The organism is Bacillus sp. B1(2022) (assembly GCF_040259625.1).
GTDB classification, from domain to species: domain Bacteria; phylum Bacillota; class Bacilli; order Bacillales; family Bacillaceae; genus Bacillus; species Bacillus velezensis.
Map to the genome: position 1 here is coordinate 395,317 of NZ_JANIFO010000002.1, position 26,853 is coordinate 422,169.

General features: G+C 47.9%; 25 protein-coding genes, 1 other RNA gene and 1 other annotated feature. Of the genes, 6 read left to right on the forward strand and 20 right to left on the reverse strand.

Translation table 11 applies throughout. From position 1 onward, the window contains the following. The first annotated feature begins 105 nt into the window (after positions 1-105). The 4 genes from NQS30_RS05705 to NQS30_RS05720 are packed head-to-tail and all read left to right on the forward strand — an operon-like array spanning position 106 to position 3,064. Positions 106-834 carry an amino acid ABC transporter ATP-binding protein gene (locus NQS30_RS05705; protein ID WP_007408209.1) on the forward strand — a complete coding sequence of 243 codons (729 nt, stop codon included), beginning with the start codon at positions 106-108 and terminating at the stop codon, positions 832-834. A 20-nt stretch (positions 835-854) separates the two neighbouring features. Then, a complete protein-coding gene (locus NQS30_RS05710; RefSeq protein WP_007408208.1) occupies positions 855-1,682 on the forward strand; it encodes a transporter substrate-binding domain-containing protein in 828 nt (275 codons plus the stop codon). A gap of 56 nt (positions 1,683-1,738) precedes the next feature. Beyond that, positions 1,739-2,389, forward strand: coding sequence for an amino acid ABC transporter permease (locus NQS30_RS05715; protein ID WP_032866635.1), 651 nt, complete (start codon positions 1,739-1,741; stop codon positions 2,387-2,389). An 18-nt stretch (positions 2,390-2,407) separates the two neighbouring features. Then, positions 2,408-3,064 carry an amino acid ABC transporter permease gene (locus NQS30_RS05720; RefSeq protein WP_069006948.1) on the forward strand — a complete coding sequence of 219 codons (657 nt, stop codon included), beginning with the start codon at positions 2,408-2,410 and terminating at the stop codon, positions 3,062-3,064. Between the two features lie 35 nt (positions 3,065-3,099). Here the strand turns inward: NQS30_RS05720 and NQS30_RS05725 are convergent, their stop codons facing one another. The 8 genes from NQS30_RS05725 to cymR all read right to left on the reverse strand — a co-directional run bounded on the left by NQS30_RS05725 (position 3,100) and on the right by cymR (position 9,865). Then, the gene (locus tag NQS30_RS05725; protein ID WP_003152741.1) at positions 3,100-3,231 is read right to left on the reverse strand and encodes a YrzQ family protein; all 132 of its coding nucleotides are present in this window, start codon (positions 3,229-3,231) and stop codon (positions 3,100-3,102) included. 21 nt (positions 3,232-3,252) lie between these two features. Next, positions 3,253-3,444 (reverse strand): hypothetical protein, encoded by a 192-nt coding sequence (locus tag NQS30_RS05730; protein ID WP_003152738.1) that lies wholly within the window; start codon positions 3,442-3,444, stop codon positions 3,253-3,255. Positions 3,445-3,456: 12 nt separating this feature from the next. Continuing rightward, the gene (locus NQS30_RS05735; protein ID WP_007408205.1) at positions 3,457-3,915 is read right to left on the reverse strand and encodes a PRC-barrel domain-containing protein; all 459 of its coding nucleotides are present in this window, start codon (positions 3,913-3,915) and stop codon (positions 3,457-3,459) included. Positions 3,916-4,033: 118 nt separating this feature from the next. Further along, positions 4,034-6,412, reverse strand: coding sequence for an SF1B family DNA helicase RecD2 (recD2, locus tag NQS30_RS05740; protein ID WP_007408204.1), 2,379 nt, complete (start codon positions 6,410-6,412; stop codon positions 4,034-4,036). 18 nt (positions 6,413-6,430) lie between these two features. Next, positions 6,431-7,051, reverse strand: a complete 621-nt coding sequence (locus NQS30_RS05745) for a tetratricopeptide repeat protein (protein WP_095532179.1) — start codon at positions 7,049-7,051, stop codon at positions 6,431-6,433. A gap of 87 nt (positions 7,052-7,138) precedes the next feature. Further along, entirely contained in the window at positions 7,139-8,254 is a 1,116-nt protein-coding gene (mnmA, locus tag NQS30_RS05750; RefSeq protein WP_012118077.1) for a tRNA 2-thiouridine(34) synthase MnmA, read from the reverse strand. 36 nt (positions 8,255-8,290) lie between these two features. Next, positions 8,291-9,430 (reverse strand): cysteine desulfurase family protein, encoded by a 1,140-nt coding sequence (locus NQS30_RS05755; protein WP_007408201.1) that lies wholly within the window; start codon positions 9,428-9,430, stop codon positions 8,291-8,293. An 18-nt stretch (positions 9,431-9,448) separates the two neighbouring features. After that, a complete protein-coding gene (gene cymR / locus NQS30_RS05760) occupies positions 9,449-9,865 on the reverse strand; it encodes a cysteine metabolism transcriptional regulator CymR (RefSeq protein ID WP_003152730.1) in 417 nt (138 codons plus the stop codon). Positions 9,866-10,059: 194 nt separating this feature from the next. On the opposite strand from cymR, the gene NQS30_RS05765 reads away from it, so the two are divergent. Beyond that, positions 10,060-11,328, forward strand: coding sequence for a replication-associated recombination protein A (locus tag NQS30_RS05765; protein WP_015240288.1), 1,269 nt, complete (start codon positions 10,060-10,062; stop codon positions 11,326-11,328). Between the two features lie 116 nt (positions 11,329-11,444). Here NQS30_RS05765 and NQS30_RS05770 read toward each other — a convergent pair whose 3' ends face one another. The 5 genes from NQS30_RS05770 to NQS30_RS05790 all read right to left on the reverse strand — a co-directional run bounded on the left by NQS30_RS05770 (position 11,445) and on the right by NQS30_RS05790 (position 16,129). Continuing rightward, positions 11,445-12,209: a tRNA threonylcarbamoyladenosine dehydratase gene (locus NQS30_RS05770; RefSeq protein ID WP_015240289.1), complete on the reverse strand. Its 765-nt coding sequence runs from the start codon at positions 12,207-12,209 to the stop codon at positions 11,445-11,447. Between the two features lie 71 nt (positions 12,210-12,280). After that, a non-coding RNA gene (gene ssrS, locus NQS30_RS05775) (6S RNA) lies at positions 12,281-12,472 on the reverse strand. Positions 12,473-12,534: 62 nt separating this feature from the next. Continuing rightward, positions 12,535-14,313 (reverse strand): aspartate--tRNA ligase, encoded by a 1,779-nt coding sequence (aspS, locus tag NQS30_RS05780; RefSeq protein ID WP_020956140.1) that lies wholly within the window; start codon positions 14,311-14,313, stop codon positions 12,535-12,537. Positions 14,314-14,327: 14 nt separating this feature from the next. Beyond that, positions 14,328-15,602: a histidine--tRNA ligase gene (gene hisS, locus NQS30_RS05785; protein WP_012118082.1), complete on the reverse strand. Its 1,275-nt coding sequence runs from the start codon at positions 15,600-15,602 to the stop codon at positions 14,328-14,330. A gap of 63 nt (positions 15,603-15,665) precedes the next feature. Further along, positions 15,666-15,898, reverse strand: a binding site (T-box leader). A gap of 60 nt (positions 15,899-15,958) precedes the next feature. Further along, positions 15,959-16,129: a YrzK family protein gene (locus NQS30_RS05790; protein ID WP_020956141.1), complete on the reverse strand. Its 171-nt coding sequence runs from the start codon at positions 16,127-16,129 to the stop codon at positions 15,959-15,961. Positions 16,130-16,259: 130 nt separating this feature from the next. On the opposite strand from NQS30_RS05790, the gene NQS30_RS05795 reads away from it, so the two are divergent. Next, a complete protein-coding gene (locus NQS30_RS05795) occupies positions 16,260-17,822 on the forward strand; it encodes an N-acetylmuramoyl-L-alanine amidase family protein (RefSeq protein WP_015240291.1) in 1,563 nt (520 codons plus the stop codon). 26 nt (positions 17,823-17,848) lie between these two features. Here NQS30_RS05795 and dtd read toward each other — a convergent pair whose 3' ends face one another. The 7 genes from dtd to secDF all read right to left on the reverse strand — a co-directional run bounded on the left by dtd (position 17,849) and on the right by secDF (position 26,839). Further along, entirely contained in the window at positions 17,849-18,292 is a 444-nt protein-coding gene (gene dtd / locus NQS30_RS05800; protein WP_007408194.1) for a D-aminoacyl-tRNA deacylase, read from the reverse strand. Between the two features lie 12 nt (positions 18,293-18,304). Beyond that, positions 18,305-20,509, reverse strand: coding sequence for a GTP diphosphokinase (gene relA, locus NQS30_RS05805; RefSeq protein ID WP_003152716.1), 2,205 nt, complete (start codon positions 20,507-20,509; stop codon positions 18,305-18,307). A gap of 157 nt (positions 20,510-20,666) precedes the next feature. Next, the gene (locus NQS30_RS05810) at positions 20,667-21,179 is read right to left on the reverse strand and encodes an adenine phosphoribosyltransferase (RefSeq protein ID WP_003152714.1); all 513 of its coding nucleotides are present in this window, start codon (positions 21,177-21,179) and stop codon (positions 20,667-20,669) included. Positions 21,180-21,184: 5 nt separating this feature from the next. After that, the gene (gene recJ / locus NQS30_RS05815; protein WP_015240292.1) at positions 21,185-23,545 is read right to left on the reverse strand and encodes a single-stranded-DNA-specific exonuclease RecJ; all 2,361 of its coding nucleotides are present in this window, start codon (positions 23,543-23,545) and stop codon (positions 21,185-21,187) included. A 55-nt stretch (positions 23,546-23,600) separates the two neighbouring features. After that, positions 23,601-23,927, reverse strand: coding sequence for a LapA family protein (locus NQS30_RS05820; RefSeq protein ID WP_014418528.1), 327 nt, complete (start codon positions 23,925-23,927; stop codon positions 23,601-23,603). Between the two features lie 63 nt (positions 23,928-23,990). Further along, positions 23,991-24,488, reverse strand: coding sequence for a cation:proton antiporter regulatory subunit (locus NQS30_RS05825; RefSeq protein WP_218791304.1), 498 nt, complete (start codon positions 24,486-24,488; stop codon positions 23,991-23,993). Positions 24,489-24,619: 131 nt separating this feature from the next. Further along, positions 24,620-26,839 (reverse strand): protein translocase subunit SecDF, encoded by a 2,220-nt coding sequence (secDF, locus tag NQS30_RS05830; protein ID WP_033574175.1) that lies wholly within the window; start codon positions 26,837-26,839, stop codon positions 24,620-24,622. Positions 26,840-26,853 lie beyond the last annotated feature (14 nt).

A 26,853-nucleotide genomic window follows, 5' to 3' on the forward strand; every position in this document is an offset into this window, starting at 1 on the left:
TAATCTAAATAATATTCATAAAAATCTGTATAACCATCGTAATGTGTTAAAGGATTTCAAAAACTGTCCAGTCAATATGACTCATGTTTTTTAAGGAGGATGGCCATGATTTCATTTCAGGATGTAAATAAGCACTACGGACATTTCCACGTGCTGAAAAACATTAATCTGCACATTAAAAAAGGGGAAGTCGTCGTTATCATCGGACCTTCAGGATCGGGAAAAAGCACGCTTCTCCGCTGCATTAATCAGCTGGAAACAGTTGATGGAGGCGCCTTAACGGTAAACGGCGTCTCCATCCATGACAAGAAAACGGATATAAATAAGGTCCGCCGCAATATCGGCATGGTGTTCCAGCATTTTCATCTGTACCCGCACAAAACCGTTCTGCAAAACATCATGCTCGCACCGATCAAAGTGCTTAAGCAATCAAAAGAAGAAGCAAAAGAAACGGCCTTATACTATTTGAAAAAAGTCGGTATACCGGAAAAAGCGGACGCTTATCCTTCACAGCTTTCCGGCGGCCAGCAGCAGCGTGTCGCCATCGCCAGGGGGCTTGCGATGAAGCCCGAAATTATGCTGTTTGATGAACCCACATCCGCGCTTGATCCGGAAATGATCGGGGAAGTGCTGGATGTCATGAAAACACTCGCAAAGGAAGGCATGACCATGGCAGTCGTCACACATGAAATGGGATTCGCAAAAGAAGTGGCGGACCGCATCGTGTTTATCGACGGCGGAGCCATCTTAGAAGAAGCTGCACCGGCTGAATTTTACGAAAGCCCCCGTGAAGAGAGGGCGCGTTTATTCTTAAGCCGTATTTTAAATCACTGAAAAGAAACGGAGGAGCGCTTATGTCACGTGTAACAAAATGGTTGTCATTCGGATTGATATCACTGCTGGCCGTCTTTATGCTGGCCGCCTGCGGAGGGAAAGAAACGTCCGGAGATTCAAAAGGAACGGGAAAAGACACGTTAGCCTCTATTAAAGACAGAGACAAAATCATCTTCGGCGTCAAAACCGACACGAGGTTATTCGGGCTGAAAAACCCAAGCTCCGGTGATATTGAAGGCTTCGATATTGATATCTCAAAACAGCTCGCAAAAGATATTCTGGGGGATGAGAAGAAAGCGGAATTTAAAGAAGTGACATCAAAAACGAGAATTCCGATGCTGCAAAACGGCGATATCGATGCCATCACCGCCACGATGACGATAACGGATGAGCGGAAAAAAGAAGTTGATTTCTCAGATGTTTATTTTGAAGCCGGGCAATCCCTGCTCGTCAAAAAAGGAAGCAGCATCAAAAGCACCGAAGACCTGGGAAAAGGCTCAAAAGTATTGGCGGTAAAAGGCTCTACTTCCTCACAAAACATCAGAGAAAAAGCGCCTGACGCCTCAGTGCTGGAATTTGAAAATTACGCCGAAGCGTTCACTGCGCTTAAAGCGGGACAGGGAGATGCGCTCACAACCGATAATGCGATTTTATACGGCATGGCAGATGAAAATAAACAATATCAGCTGACAGGCGAAACCTTCACCGATGAACCTTACGGAATCGCCGTCAAAAAAGGCCAATCCGGACTCATCAAGGAAATCAACGCCTCTTTGAAAAAAATGAAAGCCGACGGCAGGTACGAAAAAATCTATAAAAAATGGATTAAAGAAGAACCGGCAAAATAGAAAGGACCGCGGGATGAGCAGGCATGCTCATCCCCGTTTTATAAGGAGTGACATAGATGAACTTTTCAATTTTAACGGAAAACTTCGATATGTATATGGACGGTTTCCTGCACACATTGCTTGCGAGCTTCATCGCGCTGGCAGGCAGCTTTGCGCTGGGCGTTCTGATCGCAGTCATGAGAATCATGGCTTTCAAACCCCTTCAATGGATCGGCACTGCGTATGTGGAATTTATCCGCAACATCCCGCTTCTCCTCATCACATTCGTTTTTTATTTCGGACTTCCGAACGCCGGGCTGAGATTAGACGGCTTTCAGGCGGGAACGATTGCGCTTACGATATACACGTCGGCCTTTATCGCAGAAGCCATCAGAGCCGGAATTCAGACTGTCTCCAAAGGGCAGATGGAAGCGGCCAGATCGTCAGGCTTCACCTACAGTCAGGCGATGAGATACGTCATTCTTCCTCAGGCCGTAAAAATCGTGATTCCCCCGCTCGGAAACCAATTTCTCAACCTTGTCAAAAACTCATCAATACTCGGAGTGGTGGCGGGACTCGATTTGATGTATCAGGCGGATCTCGTTTCCTCAAGCACTCTTGTCGTGTTTGATGTCTATATTTTCGTCGCGCTTTTTTATTTGATAGTAACGATCCCGCTCAGCATCGGGGTTCACTATTTGGAAAGACGTCTCGGAAAGAGTTATTAGAGAAGGAGAGTGAAAAACATGGATTTTAGCGGCGCCTATACACCTGACCATCTGCTGTTTTTATGGGACGGCTTTTTGGTCACACTTTATGTTGCGCTGATCTCCATTGTCCTGAGTTTTATTTTCGGGCTTGGCGCCGGCACTTTGCGCTATGCGAAAATTCCTATCGTCTCGGGCATTATAGCGGCCATTGTGGAAACCATCCGCAACCTGCCGCTGTTATTAATCATTTTCTTTACGTTTTTTGCCCTTCCGGAAATCGGGATCAAACTGGAAATTACCGCGGCCGCCATTACGGCGCTGACGATTTTTGAATCGGCCATGCTGTCAGAAATCATCAGAAGCGGTTTGCAATCCGTTGACAAAGGACAGATTGAAGCGGCGCGTTCTTCAGGACTGACGTACACGCAGACTCTTTTTCTCGTCGTCATGCCGCAGGCGCTCAGGCGTATGGTTCCTCCGATTGTGAGCCAGTTTATCTCCTTATTAAAGGATACGTCACTTGCGGTCGTCATCGCTCTGCCCGAACTGATTCATAACGCGCAGATTTTAAACGGACAAAGCGCTGACGGGGGATATTTTTTCCCGATCTTTCTGCTGGCGGCCCTGATGTATTTCGCGGTCAATTACTGCCTGTCTCTCGCAGCCAGACGGCTGGAAGCGAGACAAACGTAAAAAGGATACTTCCGGAGAAGTATCCTTTTTTCTGCTTAAAACATTTTCATGACTCGTCTTCTCATCCGTTTCATACCTTTTTTATTCAGCATATCGGACTGAGAAGCCATACGATACATAACGGCTCCAGCTCCTAAAGCCAACAGAGAGGTCATTGTTCTGCCCATCGCGCGTATCTCCTTTCAACTTTAAAAATTGATACTGCGTTCGTCTTCAGAAAACAAATCATCAAGACTGCTTAACGTGCCGTCTTCCTCTACTTGATGTGTCGCAATTTTGCCTTTGGCCACCGTCAGCTCAATGAAGCAGCCCCAGCAATAGTATTGGTTTACGCCGATTTTGCCGATATCTTTACTTTTGCAGTTCGGACATACAAGCACAGACTACACCTCTTATCCGTTCAGGACGATGCCTTCTTTCCCCGCTTCAATAAGCGTATCGGCGGCGCGGCGCACTTGGCGTCTGCCAGCCAGATCTGAAAAGAAGCCGTCCGAGAGTTCATATGCTACGATTATGCCCCTGTCCAAACAAAAGTATACATCTTCCAGCAAACCGAACATTTCACCATCAGGCGATTTCACCGGCTGCATCTTAATCTGTTCAAAGGTGAAACAGCTCTTCGGCAAAGGCTGCAAATGAGCATGACCGGCAGCTACGGCTTCTTGATCCATCTCTTTTATATCACTTGCCTCTAAAAAAAGATGGCGGTTATGAAACAGGCGTTTCTGCTCCAGCACGAAACCGAGAAACCGGCCGTCCAGAGAGAAACATACATCCGATATCATCCCGAGACTGCGCCCGGTGTTTTCGTCATATACTGTTCGTCCTTCAGCTGCATGGCATGTTCTCAAAGTGTGATCAACCACCTTTTGTTGAACACGTATAGGTTTTGCCAAGAAGCCGGGCAGCATACTTTGAAATGACTTCCACAGGCGAAAACCCGGCGCATGTTTATGCTCCGGGTTTTATTTACGCTTTTTCTTCCATAAAGTCAAACGGCGTGATGCCTTCCATTCCGATGTTCGCATCATATACACTGAACGGCAGCTCTTTTTGCAGGGCGGCCAGTTCTGCATCCATCTCTTCAGTCTGCTCTGTGAGCCTGTTTTTAAGCGACGTCTGTCTGACGGTGGCATCATTGTTTTTGACGCCCCATTCAAGCGCTTCTTCTTCTCCGCAAAGAATCAGAAATTTTTTCGCCCTTGTTATGGCGGTATAAAGCAGATTTCTCCTGAGCATTCGATAGTAGCCTTTGACGACAGGCAGGACGACAATCGGGAATTCGCTCCCCTGCGACTTATGAATGGAACAGCAGTACGCGTGGGTAAACTGGCTGAAATCCTTTTTCGTAAAGGTGATTTCGTTGCCGTCAAATGAGACGACGACCATGTCTTCTTTTTCCGTATTTTCTTTGGCATAAAAAATGGATACGATTTCGCCAATATCGCCGTTAAACACATTGTTTTCCGGCTGGTTGACAAGCTGTAATATTTTATCGCCCGTCCTGTAGACGACATCACCGAATTTCAGCTCCCGCCTTTTTTCTTTCGGCGGATTCATGATGTCTTGAAGAAGCATATTCAGCTCGTTAATTCCCGCTTTTCCCCTGTACATCGGGGCAAGCACTTGAATATCCCTGGAGGTATACCCCTTTTTTAACGCGTTCGAGACGACCTGATCCACGACTTCTTTAATCTGTGAAGAATTACAGCGGATAAATGAGCGGTCCTTAGTCGGCGCGGTCAGCCCCTTCGGAAGCAGTCCTTTTTTCATATCATGCGCAAGTTCCACAATGGATGATCCTTCAGCCTGACGGTAAATATCTGTCAGGCGCACGGTCGGCAGCACCTCAGAAGCCAAAAGGTCTCTGAGCACCTGCCCCGGTCCTACTGAAGGAAGCTGGTCTTCATCACCGACGACAATGAGCTGAATGTGCTTAGGAAGCGCCTTAAACAAATGGCTGGCGAGCCAGATATCGAGCATACTCGCTTCGTCTATAATGATCAGTTTCCCTTCTATCGGCTGATCTTCATTGTAGGTAAAGCCTTCAGCGCCATTCCAGCCGAGCAGCCTGTGTATCGTAACAGCCGGCAGACCCGTAGATTCGCTCATCCGTTTTGCGGCTCTTCCCGTCGGCGCGGCAAGCAGCACCGGGAACGCCTCGTCTTTTTTATAATCACCGGGGTCAAGCGATACTCCGTGCAGTTCACTGTATAATTCCACGATTCCTTTAATAACGGTCGTTTTCCCCGTCCCAGGTCCTCCGGTCAGTAAAAGCATCGGTGAAGACAGCGCTTTTTGAATGGCATCCTTTTGGCTTGGTGCGTATTGAACATTCATCCGTTCTTCCAGTTCACCGAGTGCAAGCAGAAATTCCGATTCAGGAAATTGATCGGCATACTCCGTCTGAGCCGCAATGTCGAGCACGCGTTTTGCGACATTTTGTTCGGCGTAAAACAAGGACGGAAAATAGCAGCGTTCTCCTTCTATGACGATATCCTTACTCTCCCCGAGGGCGATGATGCCGTCAGCCGCATCCATTTCCGTGACGCGGCCGCCTTCAGCTGACTGATTCAGGAGCGTTTGCGTATTGATTATCAGCTGCTTTGTTTCTATGTACGTATGGCCCTCTGAAAGACAGGTCGATTCAATTGTATATAAGATAGCCGCTTTGATCCGCTCCGGGTGGTTTCCTGACAGACCCATTTTTCCGCCCAGCTCGTCAGCTTTCACAAAGCCGATGCCTTCAACGTCTTTTACAAGCTGATAAGGATTTTCCTGAATTTTCTCCAGTGTTTCCGTTTCGTAGGCCTGATATATTTTCATGGATAGCTGGGGCCCGAAACCGTATTGGTTCAGAGAGATCATAATCTGCTCAAGCCCCTGATGCCGCTGCAGCTCTCCGGCAAGCTTATCCGCTTTCTTTTTCGACATTTTCGGCACATCGTAAAGCACCGACGCATCCGTCAGAATTTTATTGAGCGCGCCGTCTCCGAGCTTTTTGACGATTTCTTCCGCCGTTTTTTTTCCGATTCCTTCAAACAGATCACTTGATAAGTAGTGAATGATCCCTTCTTTTGTGGTCGGAATTTCTTTTTTAAAGTGTTCAGCCTGAAATTGCAGGCCGAACTTAGGATGCGTGGCGGTTTTTCCGTAAAATGTGTAGGTCTCATCTTCTTGCAGCAGAGGGAAGTAGCCCGTTACGGATACGACCTTGTCTTCGATCGCCTCAGACGTTTCTGCAACCTTGACTTTCAGCACTGTATACAGGTTGGTGTCATTGTGATAAATGACCGTATGAATGACGCCTTTTACATACGGCTGTTCTTCGATGTTCAGCTGATCCACGAGCCTTCCCTCCTTTTGTTATGACTGGGTGATAAGCTGTTTCGCATGAAGCGCAAGCATATGATCAGGCTGTATGCCGATTGCGCCTTCCAGCATCTCAAGCGCCTTTTCACGATTTTCTTTGTACGCGTAAGCGACCCCGGCATTATAAAATGCGTCCGCGTGGCTTGGGTCCTGCTCGATCACCGTCTCAAACTGCGCCAGAGCTTCATCCAGCATTTCTTCGTTTGCGAGGCACATTCCGAACTGGAAGCGTGCTTCCGTGTCATTTTCGTTTAATTCAACGGCACGCTGCAAATATGGCAGTGCAAGCTTCGGCTGCTCTAATTTAACGAGAACGGTCCCCAGCATATAAAACAAATCTCCGTTTTCCATTCCGGAGCGAAGCGCTTTTTCAAACATATCCTTCGCTTCGGAAAACGATTCTTTCATCACATATACGTTTCCCGCACCGTAATAAGCGGCTGCCGCCGAATTGTCCAATTCAAGCGCTCTGTTATAGAATGCAAGCGCCCGTTCGAGTTCGTTCACAGAAGAAAGCAGATTTGCGAAGTTGATATATGGCACCGGATCTTGGCCGTTTTCCTCAATCGCTTTCGTAAAAGCCTCTGCCGCTTTTTCAAAATCGCCCTCCTGCATGGCGTCAATCCCGATTTTATTATAATCCATTTTTAACTTCCTTTCGCTAAAAAACCCCAACATGCGAGTTGAGGTTTTTTACATGTGTTATACGTACCACAGTTTTGTTCCGTCTTTATAAACGTCATCTATCGTTCCGCCGCCGAGGCACTCTTCTCCGTCATAAAAAACGACGGCTTGTCCCGGCGTAACGGCGCGTACCTGCCCGTCAAAAATGACTTCCGCTTCATCATCACCCGTCATTTTCACCGTTACTTTGTGATCTTCCTGACGGTAGCGGAATTTCGCCGTGCATGTCATTTCGCCGCCGTCCATCAGACCGGGACGCGTCCAGCTGACATTTGTCGCCGTGATCTTATCAGAATACAGAAGCGGATTATGGAATCCTTGATCAACATACAGAATGTTTTTTTCAAGATCTTTACCGACGGCGAACCACGGCTCGCCGCTTCCGCCGATTCCAAGACCGTGGCGCTGTCCGATAGTATAATACATCAGACCGTCATGACGCCCTTTTACTTCTCCGTCCATTGTCATCATATCGCCCGGCTGAGCGGGGAGATATTGGCTGAGAAACGTTTTGAAGTTGCGTTCGCCGATAAAGCAGATTCCCGTGCTGTCTTTTTTCGCAGCTGTCGCAAGTTCCGCTTCTTTGGCGATTTCCCGCACGCGGCTTTTTTGCAGATCACCGATCGGGAACATGACTTTGCTGAGCTGTTCCTGATTGAGCTGATTCAGAAAATAAGTCTGGTCCTTGTTTTCATCCAGACCGCGGAGCATGCGCACTGTACCTGCGCTTCTGTCCACGCGGGCGTAATGGCCCGTCGCAAGATAATCCGCGCCGAGTGACAGAGCATGATCCAAGAAAGCCTTAAACTTAATTTCTTTATTGCACATGACATCCGGATTGGGGGTTCTTCCGGCTTTATATTCATCAAGGAAATATTGAAATACCTTTTCCCAATATTGCTTCTCAAAATTGACGGCATAATACGGAATTCCGATCTGGTTGCAGACCCGGATGACGTCTTCATAATCTTCCGTCGCCGTGCAAAAACCGTTTTCGTCCGTATCATCCCAGTTTTTCATAAAGATTCCGATTACATCGTAGCCCTGCTCCTTCAGCAGAAGGGCCGCCACGGAAGAGTCCACACCGCCGGACATGCCGACTACGACTCTTGTATCCTCCGGCCGTTTTTCCATTTGCATTCACTCCATTAAAAACGTAAGTCCGCCGTTTTAAGCAAGCCGTTTAACGACGGCGGCAAGCTTTTCGGCGGCTGTTTCGATTTGTTCCGCCGTATTGCCGAGGCCGAAGCTGAGACGGATTGACGAAGTCAGCCTGCCGCTCTCACTTCCGAACATGGCCGTAAGCACATGGGACGGAAGAACGGATCCCGCTGTACAAGCAGATCCGCTGGAGACGGCAATGCCTTCCATGTCAAGATTGACCAGCAGCGCTTCCACCGGCACACCGGGAAAGTAAAGGTTTAAAATATGAGGCAGGCATTTCTCGGCATCTCCGTTCACCTCCGCTGTGACGCCGGATTTTTCCAGCGTGCTCATGATAATGTTCTTAAACTCCTTATACTTCGCTGTTTTCTCTTCCCTCTCACGGTTTGAAAGGACGACCGCTTCTTTTAAGCCGGCGATGCCCGGTACATTTTCCGTCCCCGCGCGGCGCTTTCGTTCCTGCTCTCCCCCGAGAAGAATCGGTGACAGCTTCACCTCTTGATTTACATATAAAAAGCCTGTCCCTTTAGGCCCGTTAAGCTTGTGACCGGAAACAGACAGCATGTCAATTCTGCTTTTTTTCACGTCAATCGGCATATAACCGAATGCCTGGACGGCATCTGTGTGAAAATAGGCCTGATGCCCGCTTAACAGCTCTCCGATTTCGTCAATCGGCTGAATGGTACCGACTTCGTTATTGCCATACATGACGGTAACAAGGATTGTATCATCACGGAGCGCTTCTTTCACCTGATTTGCACTGATCCGTCCTGAAGGGCCGGGGATGAGGTATGTCACCTCAAAGCCGTCTTCTTCCAGCTTTTCGCAGGCGTGCAATACAGCATGATGCTCAATAGCGGTCGTAATGATATGCTTACCTTCATTCTTCCGGGCGGCAGCCGTTCCGAAAATCGCTAAATTATCAGCCTCCGTGCCGCCGCTTGTGAAAATAATTTCCTGTTCTTTCGCACTGATTTCGCGCGCGATGTCCGCTCTCGCTTCATCGACCCATTTCCGGGATTCTCTCCCGAATGAATGAATGCTTGACGGGTTGCCGAAACTGCCGAAGAAATGGGGCTTCATTTCTTCGAGCACACGCTCATCCATCGGGGAAGTCGCGGCATGATCTAAATAAATCCGTTCCATTGTCTGTACACCTCTGGTTTAAATATAGAACATATAAGCTTCCTGCTCGCCGTCCGTGTAGCTCGCAAGGTCTTCTAACGTCGTGCTGTCCAGCACGTCTTTTACAGCGTCGCGGATGCGGATCCATAACTCCCGCTTGGCAGGCTCTTCATCCTCAAGCACTTCTACCGGGCTGATCGGCCCTTCCAGCACTCTGATAATATCTCCGGCCGTTATCTCTTCAGGCTGGCCCCCGAGTACGTACCCCCCGTAAGCGCCTCTGATGCTTTTTACGAGTCCGGCGTTTCTGAGCGGTGATACAAGCTGTTCCAAGTAATGCTCAGAAAGGCTGTTTGTTTGGGCGATGCTTTTGAGCGACGTCGGACCGTCTCCGTGCTTTTTCGCCAATTCAATCATAATGGTGAGCCCGTATCTTCCCTTTGTCGATATTTTCAATATGAACACCCCAGTCAATTCTAATTGTTAATTTATACAAGTAAATGGATATGAATAATCTGTTTAGTATCTTATAGACCAACTGTTATTATAACATAACTTATCCTAATTTTCATTGAAACACAGGGCCCGCCGCAATTCGCTTTTCTAATCGTCCGTTTTCCGTTACCCTGTATATGTAAGGAGAGATGTACATGAAACCACTGGCGTATCGGATGCGGCCTGCCAATATCGAAGACATTATCGGCCAGGAACATTTGGTCAAAGAAGATAAAATCATCGGCAGAATGGTGCGTGCAAAGCACTTATCATCCATGATCCTGTACGGACCGCCGGGCATCGGAAAAACATCCATCGCCACAGCGATCGCAGGATCGACAAGCATCGCATTCAGGAAATTGAATGCCGTCATTCATAATAAAAAAGACATGGAGATTGTCGTACAGGAAGCGAAAATGTCAGGCCAGGTCATTTTAATCCTTGACGAAGTGCACAGGCTTGATAAGGGAAAGCAGGATTTTCTGCTGCCCTATTTAGAAAACGGCATGATTATTTTAATCGGCGCGACGACCGCCAACCCTTATCATGCCATTAACCCGGCCATCAGAAGCCGGACCCAGATATTTGAGCTTGAACCGTTAACACCCGATCTGATCAAGCAGGCATTGGAAAGAGCGCTCACAGATGAACACCGGGGGCTCGGTTCCTACAGCGTTTCGGTGGACGACGACGCGATGGATCATTTCGCGCAAGGGTGCGGAGGAGACGTCCGCTCCGCTTTGAACGCACTTGAGCTTGCCGTGCTCTCCACAAAGGAATCAAGCGACGGCACGATCCGGATTACACGGGAGACGGCGGAAGAATGTCTGCAGAAAAAAAGCTATACTCATGATAAAAACGGCGATGCGCATTATGACGTCTTATCCGCCTTCCAAAAATCGATCCGAGGCTCGGACGCAAACGCCGCCCTTCATTATCTGGCCCGTCTGATCGAAGCCGGCGACCTTGAAAGCATATCAAGAAGACTTCTCGTGATCGCCTATGAAGATATCGGCCTCGCAAGCCCGCAGGCAGGCCCCCGGGTGCTGAGCGCGATTCAGACCGCAGAACGGATCGGCTTTCCGGAAGCGAGAATTCCGCTGGCCAATGCGGTAATCGAATTATGCCTCTCGCCAAAATCAAACTCCGCCATCTCAGCCGTTGATGAGGCGCTCAAAGACATCAGGACGGGTAAAATCGGCGATGTGCCGAAACATTTAAAAGACGCCCACTATAAAGGGGCCCAAGAGCTCGGACGCGGGATCGGCTATCAATATCCACATGATTTCGAGAACGGATGGGTCGAACAGCAATATTTGCCCGATCCGTTAAAAAACAAACAATACTATAAACCGAAACAAACTGGGAAATTTGAAGCCGCCATAAAGCAAGTGTATGAAAAACTGATGAAGCAGAAAAAATAACCGGACAAGGACACCCTATGTGTTCTTGTCTTTTTTGATACCGGCCAAAATCTTTCGTGTAAACGGCGGATTCAAATAAAAAAAACAGCCTTTCCTGAAGAAGGCTGTTTTTCTTTTTATTTATCTTTAACCCGTTTAATGTCGATGTCCTTTAAGAGCTCCATGACAACATGTCCGCCCATAATCAGACCGGCCACTGACGGAACCCAGGCGTTGGAAGACGGCGGCATTTGCGCTTTGCGGATTTTCGCTTCATCATTCCCGACTTCTTTTCTGACGTCCTCACGGATGACGATCGGGCTTTCATCAGAAAAAATGACCTGTACGCCTTTTTTAATGCCCTCTTTGCGAAGCCTTGTGCGGACGACTTTGGCAATCGGATCGGTATGGGTTTTTGAAATATCAGCAATCTGAAAGCGTGTCGGGTCTGTTTTATTCGCCGCTCCCATGCTTGAAATCAGCGGAACATTCCGTTTCAGACATTCTTTCATCAGATGAATTTTATAATGAATCGTATCCGACGCGTCAATGACGTAATCAAGCGGATGCTCAAAGAACTGCTCATATGTCTCTTCCGTATAAAACATTTTTAAGGCGACGACATCGCAATCCGGATTAATATCCGCGATCCGCGCTTTCATCAAGTCTGTTTTCGGCTGTCCCACCGTCGACAAGAGCGCATGCAGCTGGCGGTTTACGTTTGTAATGTCAACATCATCTTTATCGACAAGCACGATCCGCCCCACTCCGGACCTCGCCAATGCTTCGGCTGCGAATGAACCGACTCCGCCGACGCCGAGAACGGCCACCGTGCTGTTTTTTAACGTGTCCAGCCCTTCTTTTCCAATCGCTAGCTCATTTCTGGAAAACTGATGTAACAAGAACCTCACTCCACATTCTGGTTTTATAAACTCGGCTTGTCAAAAAGCCGCTGGTTTTAGCGCACAAAAAATAAAGTCCCAATTGTGCCGTTGCAGCTTTCCTTCGTTTTGAACCCGCTCTCAGCAGGTGGGTGCCCTTTTTTAAATCTTGTAAGTCCTCTTAACGAATGAAAAGAGGCATGTACGCCATTTAAAAATGCGGGCTCCCAAATCAAAAAAATGTTCGGTCAAAACTAGGTGTACAACTAACACATCAGGACTTTATTTAACTTGTCAAAATCATATCACAGCAGATTTTGATTTTCAAGAAACAAACTGCTGATCTTTACTGTTTCACTTTTCTTTTGACAGAAAGGTGAAGTTCTTCAAGCTGGGCGTCGCTCACTTCGCCGGGCGCTTCCGTAAGAAGGCAGCTTGCGCTTGCCGTTTTCGGGAAAGCGATCGTATCTCTTAAGTTTGTGCGGCCTGCAAGAAGCATAACCAAACGGTCTAAGCCGAGCGCGATTCCGCCGTGCGGAGGGGCGCCGTATTCAAAGGCTTCAAGAAGGTATCCGAACTCCTCCTCCGCTTCTTCTTTTGTAAAGCCGAGAAGCCCGAACATTTTTTCCTGAACGTCTTTTTCAAAAATACGGATTGAGCCTCCGCCGAGTTCATAGCCGTTTAAGACAAGGTCGTAAGCCTGCGCTTTCATATCTTCAGGCGCCGTTTCAATCAGGTCAAGATCTTCACGGACAGGCATTGTAAACGGATGGTGAGCCGCATAGAAACGGCCTTCCTCCTCGTCATGCTCCAGTAACGGCCAGTCCACAACCCACAGGAAGTTGAAGAGGCTTTCGTCAATCAGGCCGCGTTCTTTGCCGAGCTTTAAGCGAAGCGCGCCGAGGGATTGGGCCACAACCTCAAACTTATCAGCGCCGAACAGGAGCAGATCGCCTTCAGAAGCATCAAGCGCTTCAGCCAGTTTTGCCTGCTTCTCTTCATCAAAGAATTTCGCAATCGGGCCTTTTACGCCGTCGGCTTCAACTTTCACCCAGGCGAGACCTTTCGCGCCGTAATTTCCGGCAAAAACGCCGAGCGCATCGATATCTTTTCTGGAATAGTCGCCGGCAGCGCCTTTGACATTGATCGCTTTTACAACGCCGCCGTTTGCCACGGCTGATGAGAACACCTTAAATTCAGTATCTTTCACTATGTCTGACACGTCCGTCAGCAGCATGCCGAAGCGGGTGTCAGGCTTGTCGGAACCGTAGCTGTTCATCGCTTCTTCATATGTCATTCGCGGAAGCGGCAGCGGTACTTCAACACCTTTTGTTTCAAGCATGACTTTCGCCATCATCTCTTCCGCCAGAGCCATGATGTCCTCTTGACTCATAAAGGACATTTCGATATCAATCTGCGTAAATTCCGGCTGGCGGTCGGCACGCAAGTCTTCATCGCGGAAGCAGCGGGCCACTTGATAATACCGTTCAAAGCCCGACACCATCAGAAGCTGTTTAAAAATCTGCGGCGATTGCGGAAGGGCGTAAAATTCTCCTTCATGCACCCGGCTCGGCACTAAGTAATCACGGGCGCCTTCGGGAGAGCTTTTTGTTAAAATCGGTGTTTCAATATCAAGAAATCCGTTTTCATCCAAGAAATGGCGGATGGATTTTGTGACTTGGTGGCGCATTTGCAATGTTTGAAACATCGCCGGGCGGCGCAAATCCAAATAGCGGTGTTTTAACCGGACGTCTTCAGAAACCTCAGCCGCCTGGTCACTGATCGGAAACGGAGGCGTTTTCGCCGTACTGAGCACCGTCACCGCTTCAGCTTTGATTTCAATTTTACCGGTTTTCAGGTTGGGATTCACCGTGCCTTCTTCACGGGCAGAAACCGTGCCTTCGATATCAAGCACATATTCGTTTCTGATTGCTTCCGCTGCGGCAAGGGCTTCCTTCGATACGTCAGGGTTGAACACAACTTGCACAATACCCGAGCGGTCGCGCAAATCAATGAAAATCAAGCCGCCGAGATCGCGCCGCTTCTGCACCCACCCTTTCAGTTTGACGGTTTCGCCAATCGCTTTTTCAGTTATCTCGCCACAATAATATGTTCTTCCAAACATAGCGTTCCTCTCCTTCACTGCTTTTGATCTGCCTTTAACACTTGTATCAGCTCGTCTAACACCACTTCACGCTGCTCTCCTGTTTCCGCATCTTTTACATTGATTTTATTTTGGGCAAGCTCATCTTCCCCTAAAATCGCAATAAAACGTGCGCCGAGACGGTCAGCTGTTTTAAATTGGCCCTTCATCTTTTTATTTTCATAATCGATTTCACTTGAGATGCCCGCTTCTCTCAGTTTGTACACGAGGGAAACGGAATAATCCTTCGCTTTTTCTCCGAGCGTCACGATGTAGCAGTCAATCCCCTGATTGACGGGAAGCTCTGTTTTCTCAGCGTCAATGGCTGCCAGCAGACGTTCGATGCTCATCGCAAATCCGATACCCGGCGCTTCAGGTCCGCCGATCTGTTCAACAAGCCCGTCATAGCGGCCCCCGCCGGCAAGGGTTGTAATCGCTCCGAATCCTTCGGCATTGCTCATAATTTCAAAAGCGGTATGGTTATAATAATCAAGCCCTCTGACAAGGTTCGGATCTATTTCGAACGGGATGCCGAGATCGTTTAAGTATTGTTTTACTTTCTCAAAATAAGCGGCTGATTCTTCATTTAAGTAATCAAGAATGGACGGAGCCGTTTTCATCAGTTCATGCTCTCTGTCTTTCTTGCAGTCAAGAATTCTGAGCGGGTTTGTGTGCAGGCGCGACTGGCAGTCTGAGCAAAACTCTCCGATGCGCGGTTCAAAATGTTTGACGAGCGCTTCCCGGTAGGATTTGCGGCTGTCCTGGTCACCAAGGCTGTTCAGCACAAGCTTGACATGTTTCAAACCGGCTTTACGGTAAATACTCATCGCAAGCGCAATGACTTCTGCATCCACGGCCGGATCTTTGGAGCCGATCGCTTCAATTCCGAATTGATAGAATTGGCGGAAACGCCCTGTCTGCGGACGTTCGTAACGGAACATCGGTCCGACATAATAAAGCTTCGTCGGCTGCACCGGGTTCGCAAATAATTTATTTTCATTGAACGCGCGGACTGCGGCGGCTGTTCCTTCCGGCCGAAGCGTCAGGCTTCTCCCTTTACGGTCTTCAAACGTGTACATTTCTTTCTGCACGATATCTGTAGACTCACCGACGCCTCTTGCGAACAATTCCGTATGTTCGAAGATCGGCGTGCGGATTTCTTTATATTGATAAGTGCGGCACGTCTCCCTCATAATTTGTTCGACGAACTGCCATCTGTCTGATTCACCCGGCAGTATGTCCTGTGTGCCTCTTGGAATGTGATATGCCATGTTACAGGCCTCCTTAATGTCTTTCTTCAAATAAAAAAACTCCCGCTCCTACTATACATGTATAGTAGGGACGAGAGTTATACCCGTGGTGCCACCCTAGTTGGAATGCCGAAGCATCCCCGCTCTGACCTTTAACGCAGGTTCACGTCCGCTGCCTAATGACTTACAAAAGCGTTCAGCAGGGAACCTCCGGAGTGTTGTTTCGAGAAAGATGCAGTGCGGATCCGCTTTCAGCCCGGGACGGTTCCTCTCTTCTCCATGCATTCTGACCTACTCTTCTCCATTATCGGTTCAAAATCGTTATCATGACTTATGTACATCAATTTCTATTATAATAATGGGATTGCACTCCCCTGTCAAGTTTTATTCCGTCTGTTTTTCCTTGCGACCGCATCTTTCGATAAAAGACCGAACTCCGTCGCCGTCTCTTCAAGAAAACCCGCCTTTTCTCTATCGCTCTGATCACTGAAGTGCAGATTTCCTTCCGCATCGTGCAGCGCGCGTCCCATTTTTGGTTGATATTTCATGATTTGCACACCTTTTCGCTGTATTTATGACTAGTATAAACAAACCATTTTATTTTTATTTAACATTCAGCAAGGAAAATACGATATTATACAAGAATGTATTTTAGTTAGTTCAGAAAGGAGGACAGCCATGAAGAAGAGAACTCTTGCTCTTATTTTATGCGGCGTCATCATCACAGCGCTTCTTCCGTCATTCCACACCGCAATCGCCGCAGAAGGAGAAGCGGTCATCGCGACAGACAAGATCAATGTCAGAGGCGGTCCCGGCCTGAGCTATGGAATTAAGGCTGAAGTAAAAAAAGGGGAAAGATACCCGATCGCTAAAGAAGAGGGAGACTGGGTGCAGCTTCAGCTGAGCCCCGGTAAAACCGGATGGGTCGTTTCCTGGCTGATATCAAAAACAGCCGGAGGAGCAGACCATTCATCCGCAACAAGCGGAACGGTCACTTCCACCGATCCTGACCTCCGCATCAGAAAAGGCCCGGGGACATCATATGAAGTCATCGGCAAACTTCCGCAAGGCGCACATGCATCCGTGCTTGACAAGAACAGCGGATGGGTGAACATTTCTTATCAAGGCACAACCGGATGGGTTTCTTCCGAATACGTCACCGCGGACAGCGGCGGATCGGATACGAAAGCAACTTCGGCCCGAAGCGGGTCAAAAAACGGGACTGTCGGCGTTTCTTCATTGAATGTCAGAAGTGCAGCGTCACATGATTCAGCGATTATGACTAAATTATCACGCGGAACAAAGGTTTCCATCTTAAGTGAAGACCACGGCTGGCTGAAAATTGAAGCAAACGGGCAAAAAGGCTGGGCAGCAAGCCACTACATCATAAAGGATTCTGACTCATCGGACAGCGCATCCGGCTCGGGAGACGGTTCTGCGGGCTCAGGCTCCTCGAAAAAAGCGTATATTGTTTACGGCGGCACCAACTTAAGGAGCTCGGCCTCGACTTCCGCTTCTATCGTAAAAAGAGCAGATAAAGGCGCAGCCTACCCGATTGTCGGCTCAAGCGGCAAATGGTATGAAGTCCGGCTTGAAAACGGACAAACCGCATATGTGGCAAACTGGGTCGTACAAACGTCAAAAAGCGGTGAGGAAACAGGTGAAGCACCTTCTCCCGACACGTCAGGCGGCAGCGGCTCACTTAAAAACAAAACGATCGTCGTTGATCCCGGACACGGAGGAAAAGACAGCGGAACGATCGGCTACTCCGGAAAGTTTGAGAAAAACGTAACCATTAAAACCGCTAAGCTGCTGGCCCAAAAATTGCGGGCGGCCGGTGCAAACGTGTATATCACCAGACAGGATGATACTTTTATCAGCCTGCAGGCTAGGGTTTCAACCTCTCATTACCGGAATGCGGATGCCTTTATCAGCATTCACTATGACAGCTATGCCGATACGTCAACACGGGGAAGCACGGCTTATTATTACAGTCCGTCTAAGGATCGCCAGCTTGCCTCAGACGTCCATTCTGAAGTAGTGAAGCGTTCCCCTATCCCGGATCGCGGCGTTCTGTTTGGCGATTATTACGTCCTGAGGGAAAATAAACGGCCTGCCATGCTGTATGAGCTCGGCTATCTCAGTCAACCGCAAGAAGAAACAATCATACATAGCGGCTCTTATCAGGAAAAAGTGACAGACGGAATTGAAAGCGGATTGGAACATTATTTTCAATCATAAAAAAAAGCTGCCGAACGGCAGCTTTTTTATTGTTTAGAATCCATAATCAATGTAATCGGCCCGGAATTCGTCAGCTGAACATCCATCATGGCTCCGAATATTCCGGTTTCCACTTTGACTCCTTTTTCCCGAAGGAGTTCGTTCCACTTTTCATAAAGGAGCACAGCCTGATCCGGTTTAGCCGCATTCATAAAATTCGGGCGTCTCCCTTTCTTCGTTTCGCCGTAAAGCGTAAACTGTGAAACGGATAAAATCTCCCCGCCCGTATCCAAAAGCGATAAATTCATCTTGCCGCTTTCATCATCAAAAATCCGAAGATTCACGATTTTATCCGCCAAGTAAGCGGCATCTTCTTCTGTATCTTCATGAGTGATGCCGACAAGCGCCATAATACCGGGTCCGATCCGGCCGGCAACAGCGCCGTCAACCGTCACACTCGCTTCTGTTACACGCTGAACAACTAATTTCATAGCAAGCTCCTTTTAGTTCATTACCCGGCGGACTGAATAGATGTCTCTGATCTGCTTAATCCGCTCGACCACTTTATGCAGATGATTGATGTTTTGAATAAAAATCGCCATATGAATCGTAGCGACTTTATTGCGGTCGGATTTGCCGGAGACAGAGGAGATGTTGGTTTTCGTTTCATTTACGGCTTGGAGCACCTCATTTAAAAGCCCGAGACGGTCATACCCCAAAATCTCAATCTCAACGTTATATTCTTTGCGTCTTTGAACCTGTGATTCATGCTCCCATTCAACGGGGATCAGACGTTCCTGCGCTTCATTCGTTTTGACGTTCGGACAGTCATCCCGGTGAACGGATACACCGCGCCCTTTTGTAATAAAACCGACGATATGGTCGCCCGGCACCGGGTTGCAGCATTTCGACAAGCGGACGAGAAGGTTGTCAATGCCTTTTACGCGCACACCCGCTTCCCGTTTTCTCCCTTGCGGATAATGTTTCGGCTCGGAAGTGACTTCCTGAACGATTTTTTCCTGCTCTTCCTGGTCACGCAGCTTCCGTTCTTTTTCGGTGAGCCTGTTGGCCACCTGAAGAGCGGTAATGCCGTTATACCCGACCGCCGCGTACATATCCTCTTCATTTGAGAAATTGAACTTGTCGGCAACTTTTTGAAGATTTTCGAGTGTTAAAACATCTTTCACTTCAAAATCAAGATTTTTAATTTCTTTCTCGACAAGCTCACGGCCTTTTTCGACGTTTTCTTCACGGCGCTGTTTCTTAAAGAATTGGCGGATTTTGTGTTTCGCCTGGGACGTCTGCGCCAGTTTGACCCAGTCTTGACTCGGACCGTATGAATGCTTGGACGTCAGAATCTCGACGATGTCGCCCGTCCGGAGCTTATGGTCAAGCGTCACCATTTTTCCGTTCACTTTCGCCCCGATTGTTTTGTTGCCGATCTCCGAGTGGATCCTGTAGGAAAAATCAATCGGCACAGAGCCTGACGGCAGTTCAATGACATCGCCTTTTGGCGTAAATACGTATACCATGTCAGAAAACAGATCGATTTTCAGCGATTCCATAAATTCTTCCGCATCGGTAGACTCGTTTTGGAATTCCAGAATTTCACGGAACCAGGACAGTTTTTTCTCAAATGTCGCTTCTTCGTTTGCAGCCTTGCCTTCTTTATATGCCCAGTGTGCGGCCACCCCGTATTCAGCGATCTCATGCATCTCAAATGTTCTGATCTGCACTTCCAGCGGATCGCCTTTAGGCCCGATTACGGTCGTATGCAGGGACTGATACATATTCGGCTTAGGCATTGCAATATAATCTTTGAATCTGCCCGGCATCGGCTTCCAGCACGTGTGAATAATGCCGAGTACGGCGTAGCAGTCTTTAATGCTTCCGACAAGAATACGGACGGCGAGCAGATCATATATTTCATTGAACTGTTTATTTTGCAGCGCCATCTTGCGGTAAATGCTGTAGATGTGCTTCGGACGTCCTGAAAAGTCCGCTTTGATATTCACTTCTTCGACGCGTTTTTTCACTTCATTGACAACCTCTTCGACATAAAGTTCGCGTTCCGCGCGCTTTTTCTTCATGAGGTTGACGATTCTGTAATATTGCTGAGGATTCAAATAACGGAGAGCGGTGTCTTCCAGCTCCCATTTGATTTTAGAAATCCCGAGCCGATGGGCCAGCGGAGCGAAAATTTCCAGCGTCTCATTTGAAATTCTCCGCTGCTTTTCCTGCGGAAGATGCTTTAACGTCCGCATATTGTGAAGGCGATCCGCCAGCTTGATCAATATGACTCTGATATCCTGAGCCATAGCGACAAACATTTTTCGATGGTTTTCCGCCTGCTGCTCCTCTTGAGATTTATACTTAATTTTACCGAGCTTCGTCACACCGTCGACAAGCATCGCCACTTCTTCAGAAAATGCTTCCTTCAGGTCGTCGAGGGTGACATCCGTGTCCTCTACCACGTCATGCAGAAATCCGCCCGCAATTGTGGAAGGGTCCATTTCCAGATCGACGAGGATCCCCGCCACCTGAATCGGATGAATGATGTACGGCTCACCTGATTTGCGGTACTGTTCGCGATGCGCGTTTTGCGCATACAGGTAAGCTTTCTCAACAAACGCAATCTGCTCCTCCGGCAGATAAGTGCGCGCTTTATCTATTACTTGCTCGGCAGTCAATACTTGTTCGTTCGCCATGGAATCACCTTTTTTAAATGTAAACTGTATTAGTTTATTATCAAGAAAAAAACGAGAGATGTAAAGGGCAGAAGTTCAAAACACCTAAAGAATCTGTCAGGATGATGAAATAATAGGAAAAAAGCACCCTGACACGAGTGCTTTTTTCCATATGCGGTTAATATTTCATTAATGTTAAAATATCGTAATCGTCAAGCTTGTCTCTGCCGTCAAGGTAAGAAAGCTCGATTAAGAACGCAATACCGGCTACAACGCCGCCCAGTTCTTCGACCAGCTTAATTGTTGCTTCGATCGTGCCGCCTGTTGCAAGCAAGTCATCAGTAATCAGCACGCGCTGTCCCGGCAGAATTGCATCTTTATGAATCGTCAGTACGTCTTTTCCGTACTCCAAACCGTAATCGACTTTAATGACCTCACGCGGAAGTTTTCCTTCTTTCCGAACCGGCGCAAAGCCGACTCCGAGAGCGTATGCAACCGGACAGCCGATAATAAAGCCGCGCGCTTCAGGCCCGACAACTAAATCAATTTCTTTTTCTTTTGCATATTCAACAATTTGGTCAGTGGCGTAACGATATACGTCGCCTTTGTCCATCAATGTCGTAATATCTTTAAATTGTACGCCTTCTTTCGGGTAATCGGGCACAATTGTTACGTATTTTTTAAGATCCATCTGTTCTATGTCCTCCTCGTACTTTCATAAGCTTCTGAACCTTGGTTCATCAGCTTATTCAGCCATTCCTTCAGCTCATGGGCTGCGGAATAATTGAGCTTCTGGTCTAATTCCATCAGCTGCTGTTTTACCTGATAGGTTTGCGAATCTGCCAGGTCGCGTTTTTTCGCGCCGCTCACGACAGACAGCACACCATCTTCTATTTTAACAAAACCGAGATCAAAAAACACCTTTGTCATGAAATTGATTGTGTCAATTGACCATCCTCTGTGTCTCGCAAGCTCTGAACCATGCTTGCCGAAGTCAAAAGCGCCCCTTTTCAAGAGAAATGCGTAAAACCACTTGAAATCATTCCGCGATGGAAATGAGGACAGGAAATGTTCTTCATGATTGATAAAAACAAAATAAATCCGTTCCGGCTTCTTTCCGTCAAGCAAATGCTGCAGGCGATCCGCTGACGGCGGCACATCCAGAAAAACGGCATATTTTCCGTCAAGCTGGAGAGCTTCCGCCTCGGATTCCGATGTGATCCCGGCCAGCTCGCCCGACAGCTCTTTTGCACGGAGCTTCTGAGCGGTTTTTTCGTTAAAGCTGATGAGCACCCGTTTTTCCTTCGGCAGCGCGGTGACCGTGTCTTCCCACGTCCGCTTGCCCCTGATATCAAAAAGCTGCCATTCCGGCACCGCAGCATCTTTAATCATCAGCTGGGGCTTCTTTCTGTTGTTCCATTCATTAATGGACATCTCGCCGACAATGGAAATCGTTGATCCGGGGACAATTCCGGCTTCAAGCTCTCCTTTGTTAAAGCCGACGCAGTCAAGGACGGCGGAATCACTTTTCACCGTCATTTTCACGTGGTTTTTATTCGCTCCGATCAGGCGCACATCATCAAGTACCGCATTTTTCACCATCACATGCGGTTTAGGGTTAAGCATGCCGAACGGCGACAGCATATTTAATTCTGTAATGCTTTCAACGGTTATGTCTTCAACGCCGCAGACAAGATCAACCTCCTGAACGGGAATAAAATCCTCTTCCGTAAGGGTTTCTTCAGCCATTTGATTCAGCCTGTCCCTTAATTCCGCCACATCTTCAGCCTTCAACGTCATTCCTGCCGCCATCGGATGCCCGCCGAAATGAGGAAGAATGTCTCTGCACTGTGAAAGGCTCGTAAACAGGTTGAAGCCTCTGATGCTTCGCGCCGACCCTTTAGCGATTCCCTGCTCCTCATCTATCCCAAGCACAACGGCGGGCCGGTAAAAACGTTCAGCCAGCTTCGATGCGACAATACCGACGACTCCCGGATTCCAGCCGGCTTTTGCCACTACAATGGCAGACGGGTTTCCGCCTTGCTGCTGAACCATTTCAACAGCCTCTTCGGTCATGGTTTTCACCATTTTCTGCCGCTCTTTATTCAGCCGGTCAATATCCGAAGCCAGTTCCTCCGCTTCAAACTGATCTTCGGTCATCAGCAGATGGACGGCGGGATCGGCCTGTTCTATTCTTCCGACGGCATTGAGCCTTGGCGCGACCTGAAATCCGATCGTTTCCTCATCAGCTTGTCCGATATCTCCGCCGGAAAGCTTAATCAGGGCTTTGAGGCCCGGCCGATTTGTCGTCCGAAGCCTTTCGATTCCGAGTGACGCAATTAATCTGTTTTCATCATGAAGAGGCACCAGATCTGCAACCGTACCGATTGCCGCCAAGTCCAGCATAGCTTCCGGCAAAGAACCCGTAAGCGCGTGGGCAAGCTTAAACGCCACACCGACGCCGGCCAATTCTTTAAACGGATAGCCGCAGCCCGGCTGCTTCGGGTGGATGATCGCAAATACGTCAGGAAGCTCGGGTCCCGGCTCATGGTGGTCGGTAATAATGACGTCTAAGCCCAGCTCTTTTGCGACTTCAGCTTCATGGACGGCGGCGATTCCCGTATCCACTGTAATGATCAGCGAAAATCCCCGCTCTTTTATGGAGCGGAAAGCTTGTTCATTCGGGCCGTAGCCTTCTGTGAAACGGTCGGGAATATAAAAGTCAACGTCCGCCGACAGCTGTCTCAGTGCCGTCAGCATCACCGACGTGCTTGTAACGCCGTCTGCATCGTAATCTCCGTAAATCATAATCGGTTCCCCTTGAGAAACCGCCAGTTTTATCCGATCAACTGCTTCCCGCATTCCCTTTAATTCATACGGGTCATAAAAGTCTGCATCCTTTGTATGTAAAAACAGCCTTGCGCTTTCGGCAGTATCAAAACCTCTTTTTACAAGCAGTGATGCCACAAGAGGTGTTATGTCCAATTGTTCTGTGAGTGATTTGACTTTTTCCTGATCCGGCTGCTGGATTTCCCAGCGCATTTTTGACGCTAACATAAATTCACCCCTCAACCACCCTATTATACTAGAGCGGACTGAGGGGTTTCAAATGTTATTCTGATCCTTTTTTCTCTTCAAGCATTTCTTCCGGCGGCGCGGCTGTTTTTTGGCCGTCCGAATCAGCCGTCAATTCACCTGCGGATCTGTTTTCTTTCCGCAGCATTTTAATTTCGCGCTTCAGCTTCATCACTTGAAAGATACCGGCTGAAAACACGATCAGCGCTCCCATTAACACAGAGCCTAAAATGACTAAAATCAGCGGCCATTCAGCGGTTCCGAACAGATAATCAACCTCAACCGCCCGCACGTTAATGACAGCAAAGATGGCGACAATCAAAGTAAATAGTAAAGCGAATATAATAGTCCATTGTTTATTCATGCGTCTGCCCCCAATTGTTCATTCTTATCTTTTCACCCATTTCCCCGGGAGTAAACCCCGGTCTCAGGAAATCCGGGCCGTTAATTGCTCGTGGACCAGCTTTTTCAGTCCGCTTCTTTCTCCCGATATGACGAGGGTGTCCCCTTCTTCAATTACGGTATCAATGCCGGGGCTCAGCTGTTTTTGCCGGTTTTTCTTTACGATCGCAATAATCTGGACGTTGTAATGTTTCTTGATCTCCAAATCTCCGATTGTACGGCTGACAGCCGGTGCATGAGATTCGGCTTTAAACCACTCAATGACGAGGTCATCAAGCGCGACTTCCACAGATTCCAGCGCTTTCGGCTTATACGTCATCCCGCCTAAAATAGCGGAAATCTGTCTCGCCTCTTCGTCGTTAAATTCAACGGATGCCAAGCATTCGTCATGATCATTCTCATCGAAGTAATAGAGCTCTTTTCTGCCGTCATCATGAAGAATAATACTGATTTTATCGTGATTTTTCGTAATGACTTCTACTTTCTGGCCGATGCCCGGAAGCTCCGACTCACGAACGTTCATAAGAACCCTCCTACATGTTTTTACAATGATGATTGATTATGTAAGCGTATGTCATTATAGCAAATGCAGGTTTTAAGTTCAATGCGGCCTGAAAAAACAGGCTGCCTTCTGCAAGACAGCCTGTTCCCATTTTACTCTTCGATTGATTTTTTCCCTTTAAATTCTTTACCTTTCCATACAAGCCACAGCTGCGCGGCGATGTAAAGAGAGGAATAAACGCCCGTCAATAAACCGACCAATAAAGCGACGGAGAAGTTTGTAATTGACGATGAGCCCAAAATGAGCAGCACGACGACAACAATCACAACGGTCAAGACCGTATTGATCGAACGTGTAAAGGTTTGCTGCAAGCTCAGATTCACGATATGTTCCAGATCGGCAAATGACTTCGGCTTACGTTTTTTCATCTGCTCGCGTATCCGGTCAAATGTAACGATCGTATCATTTATCGAGTAACCAATTATGGTGAGAATAGCGGCGATAAAGGTTACGTCAACCTCCAGCCTTGTAATGCTGAAAAACGCGACGATAAAGAAAGCGTCATACAGCAGGGATACAATCGCGGCGATAGCCATTCTGTACTCGAAACGTATTGATACGTAAATAATGATGCCGATTGATGCAATGGCGACAGCATATAAAGCATTACGGGCCAGTTCTTTTCCGACTGTCGGCGATACCGTGCTGACGTTCGGTTCAGATCCGTATTTGTCCTTAAAGTACGTTTTGATTTCAGCGATTTTTTCTTTAGATGGCTCTCCGACAAACCGGGCCGCGGCAACATGGTTCTCTTTACCAGAAAGCACGATGTTTTCCGGCTCCATGCCGAGAGAATCAAAATCTTTTTCAACCTGATGCGCCGTCAAAGAATGATTGCTCTGCACGTCAATCCGCGCGCCGCTTGCAAAATCGATTCCCAGGTTGAGCTTAAAGACCAGTAAGATGATAATTCCCGCAATGGTTACAGCGCTTGAGAAAATAAAGAAATATTTTCGCTTGCTCGTGAAATCCCATTTTTGGAATGCCGTATGCGGTTCAGTATTTTCATCCGTTTTTTGAATGTCCATAATATGTTTTTTCTTGACGCCGAACCAGCTTTTTTTCCGGTCAAGCCATCTGCTTTCCACGAGAAGGGAGAGCAGGAATCTTGAAAGGAAGACAGCTGTAATAAAGCTTGTCAGAATTGACAAAATCAGCATCGTCGCAAACCCTTTTACAGAGCTTGTCCCGAAAATAAAGAGCACGACCGCTGCGATGATCGTTGTGATGTTCGCATCGAAAATCGTCGCGAATGACCGTCTGTTCCCTGAACGGAAAGCTGAGCGGACGGATTTGCCGAGTTTCAATTCTTCTTTTATCCGTTCATAGGTGATGATGTTGGCGTCAACCGCCATCCCGACACCCAAAATGAGCGCCGCAATACCCGGAAGCGTCAGCACCGCCTGCATCCAGTCAAACACTTGAAGCGTAATATACACGTATACAGAAAGCGTAATTACCGCTATGAGTCCAGGCAGTCTGTAATAAAGCAGCATAAATAAGAAAACAATTGCAATACCGATGATGCCGGCCTCTACCGTATCATGCAAAGCCTGCTGTCCGAATTGCGCCCCTACTGAAGTAGAGTATTTTTCGGTCAGTTTCACAGGCAGCGCGCCCGCGTTTAAAATATTGGCCAAATCCTTCGCTTTTTGAACGGTAAACTGGCCTTCAATTGTGACATCCTTCGTGTTTAATTCCTGGCTCACATTCGGAGCGGATACATATTTCGGATGTTTTTTGCCGACTTCTTTTTTAAATGAATCGCCTTTTTGGTAATCAAGCCAGATCACAAGCTGATTATTAGGCGCCATTTTCTTGACTTTTTTCGTCACTTCGCCGAACTTATCCGCATCCTTCAGCTTAACGCTGACAATCGGTTCGTTCGTCGTCGGATCAAAGGTTTGCTTCGCGCCGTTTTCCACGAGATCAGAGCCGTTTAACAGCTCTTTATCATTCGTATCCCTGAACGAGAGCTGTGCTTCCGTTGACAGAATTTCGCGCGCCCTGTTCTGATTCGTGACGCCCGCCAGCTGTACGCGGATGCGGTTATTTCCTTCAATCTGAATGTTCGGCTCGCTTACGCCGAGAACGTTAGCCCGGCGGTTCAGCGCCTGCACCGTGCTGACGAGCACGTCTTTTGTGATTTTATCGCCTTTTTTGACGGGCTGCACATCGTACAGAACTTCAAACCCGCCGCGTAAATCCAATCCTAACGTAATATTATTGGCAGCCGGTTTTGTAAAATACCCCAGCCCTGTGCCGATCAATAATACAATCAGGAAAAACGCAATCAAGCGTCCTTTTTTCATTATGTATTTCCTCC

Excerpts from the sequence above, each read along its gene's own strand:
- dtd (WP_007408194.1), bottom strand. The coding sequence starts at position 18,292 with ATGAAATTAGTTGTTCAGCGTGTAACAGAAGCGAGTGTGACGGTTGAC.
- NQS30_RS05825 (WP_218791304.1), bottom strand. The coding sequence starts at position 24,488 with ATGAACGTTCGTGAGTCGGAGCTTCCGGGCATCGGCCAGAAAGTAGAA.
- NQS30_RS05795 (WP_015240291.1), top strand. The coding sequence starts at position 16,260 with ATGAAGAAGAGAACTCTTGCTCTTATTTTATGCGGCGTCATCATCACA.
- NQS30_RS05720 (WP_069006948.1), top strand. The coding sequence starts at position 2,408 with ATGGATTTTAGCGGCGCCTATACACCTGACCATCTGCTGTTTTTATGG.
- NQS30_RS05765 (WP_015240288.1), top strand. The coding sequence starts at position 10,060 with ATGAAACCACTGGCGTATCGGATGCGGCCTGCCAATATCGAAGACATT.
- NQS30_RS05715 (WP_032866635.1), top strand. The coding sequence starts at position 1,739 with ATGAACTTTTCAATTTTAACGGAAAACTTCGATATGTATATGGACGGT.
- NQS30_RS05725 (WP_003152741.1), bottom strand. The coding sequence starts at position 3,231 with ATGGGCAGAACAATGACCTCTCTGTTGGCTTTAGGAGCTGGAGCCGTT.
- NQS30_RS05790 (WP_020956141.1), bottom strand. The coding sequence starts at position 16,129 with ATGAAATATCAACCAAAAATGGGACGCGCGCTGCACGATGCGGAAGGA.
- hisS (WP_012118082.1), bottom strand. The coding sequence starts at position 15,602 with ATGGCATATCACATTCCAAGAGGCACACAGGACATACTGCCGGGTGAA.
- NQS30_RS05705 (WP_007408209.1), top strand. The coding sequence starts at position 106 with ATGATTTCATTTCAGGATGTAAATAAGCACTACGGACATTTCCACGTG.
- NQS30_RS05745 (WP_095532179.1), bottom strand. The coding sequence starts at position 7,051 with ATGCAGGAGGGCGATTTTGAAAAAGCGGCAGAGGCTTTTACGAAAGCG.
- aspS (WP_020956140.1), bottom strand. The coding sequence starts at position 14,313 with ATGTTTGGAAGAACATATTATTGTGGCGAGATAACTGAAAAAGCGATT.
- relA (WP_003152716.1), bottom strand. The coding sequence starts at position 20,509 with ATGGCGAACGAACAAGTATTGACTGCCGAGCAAGTAATAGATAAAGCG.
- NQS30_RS05755 (WP_007408201.1), bottom strand. The coding sequence starts at position 9,430 with ATGGAACGGATTTATTTAGATCATGCCGCGACTTCCCCGATGGATGAG.
- NQS30_RS05710 (WP_007408208.1), top strand. The coding sequence starts at position 855 with ATGTCACGTGTAACAAAATGGTTGTCATTCGGATTGATATCACTGCTG.
- recJ (WP_015240292.1), bottom strand. The coding sequence starts at position 23,545 with ATGTTAGCGTCAAAAATGCGCTGGGAAATCCAGCAGCCGGATCAGGAA.
- NQS30_RS05820 (WP_014418528.1), bottom strand. The coding sequence starts at position 23,927 with ATGAATAAACAATGGACTATTATATTCGCTTTACTATTTACTTTGATT.
- secDF (WP_033574175.1), bottom strand. The coding sequence starts at position 26,839 with ATGAAAAAAGGACGCTTGATTGCGTTTTTCCTGATTGTATTATTGATC.
- NQS30_RS05810 (WP_003152714.1), bottom strand. The coding sequence starts at position 21,179 with ATGGATCTTAAAAAATACGTAACAATTGTGCCCGATTACCCGAAAGAA.
- mnmA (WP_012118077.1), bottom strand. The coding sequence starts at position 8,254 with ATGGAAAAACGGCCGGAGGATACAAGAGTCGTAGTCGGCATGTCCGGC.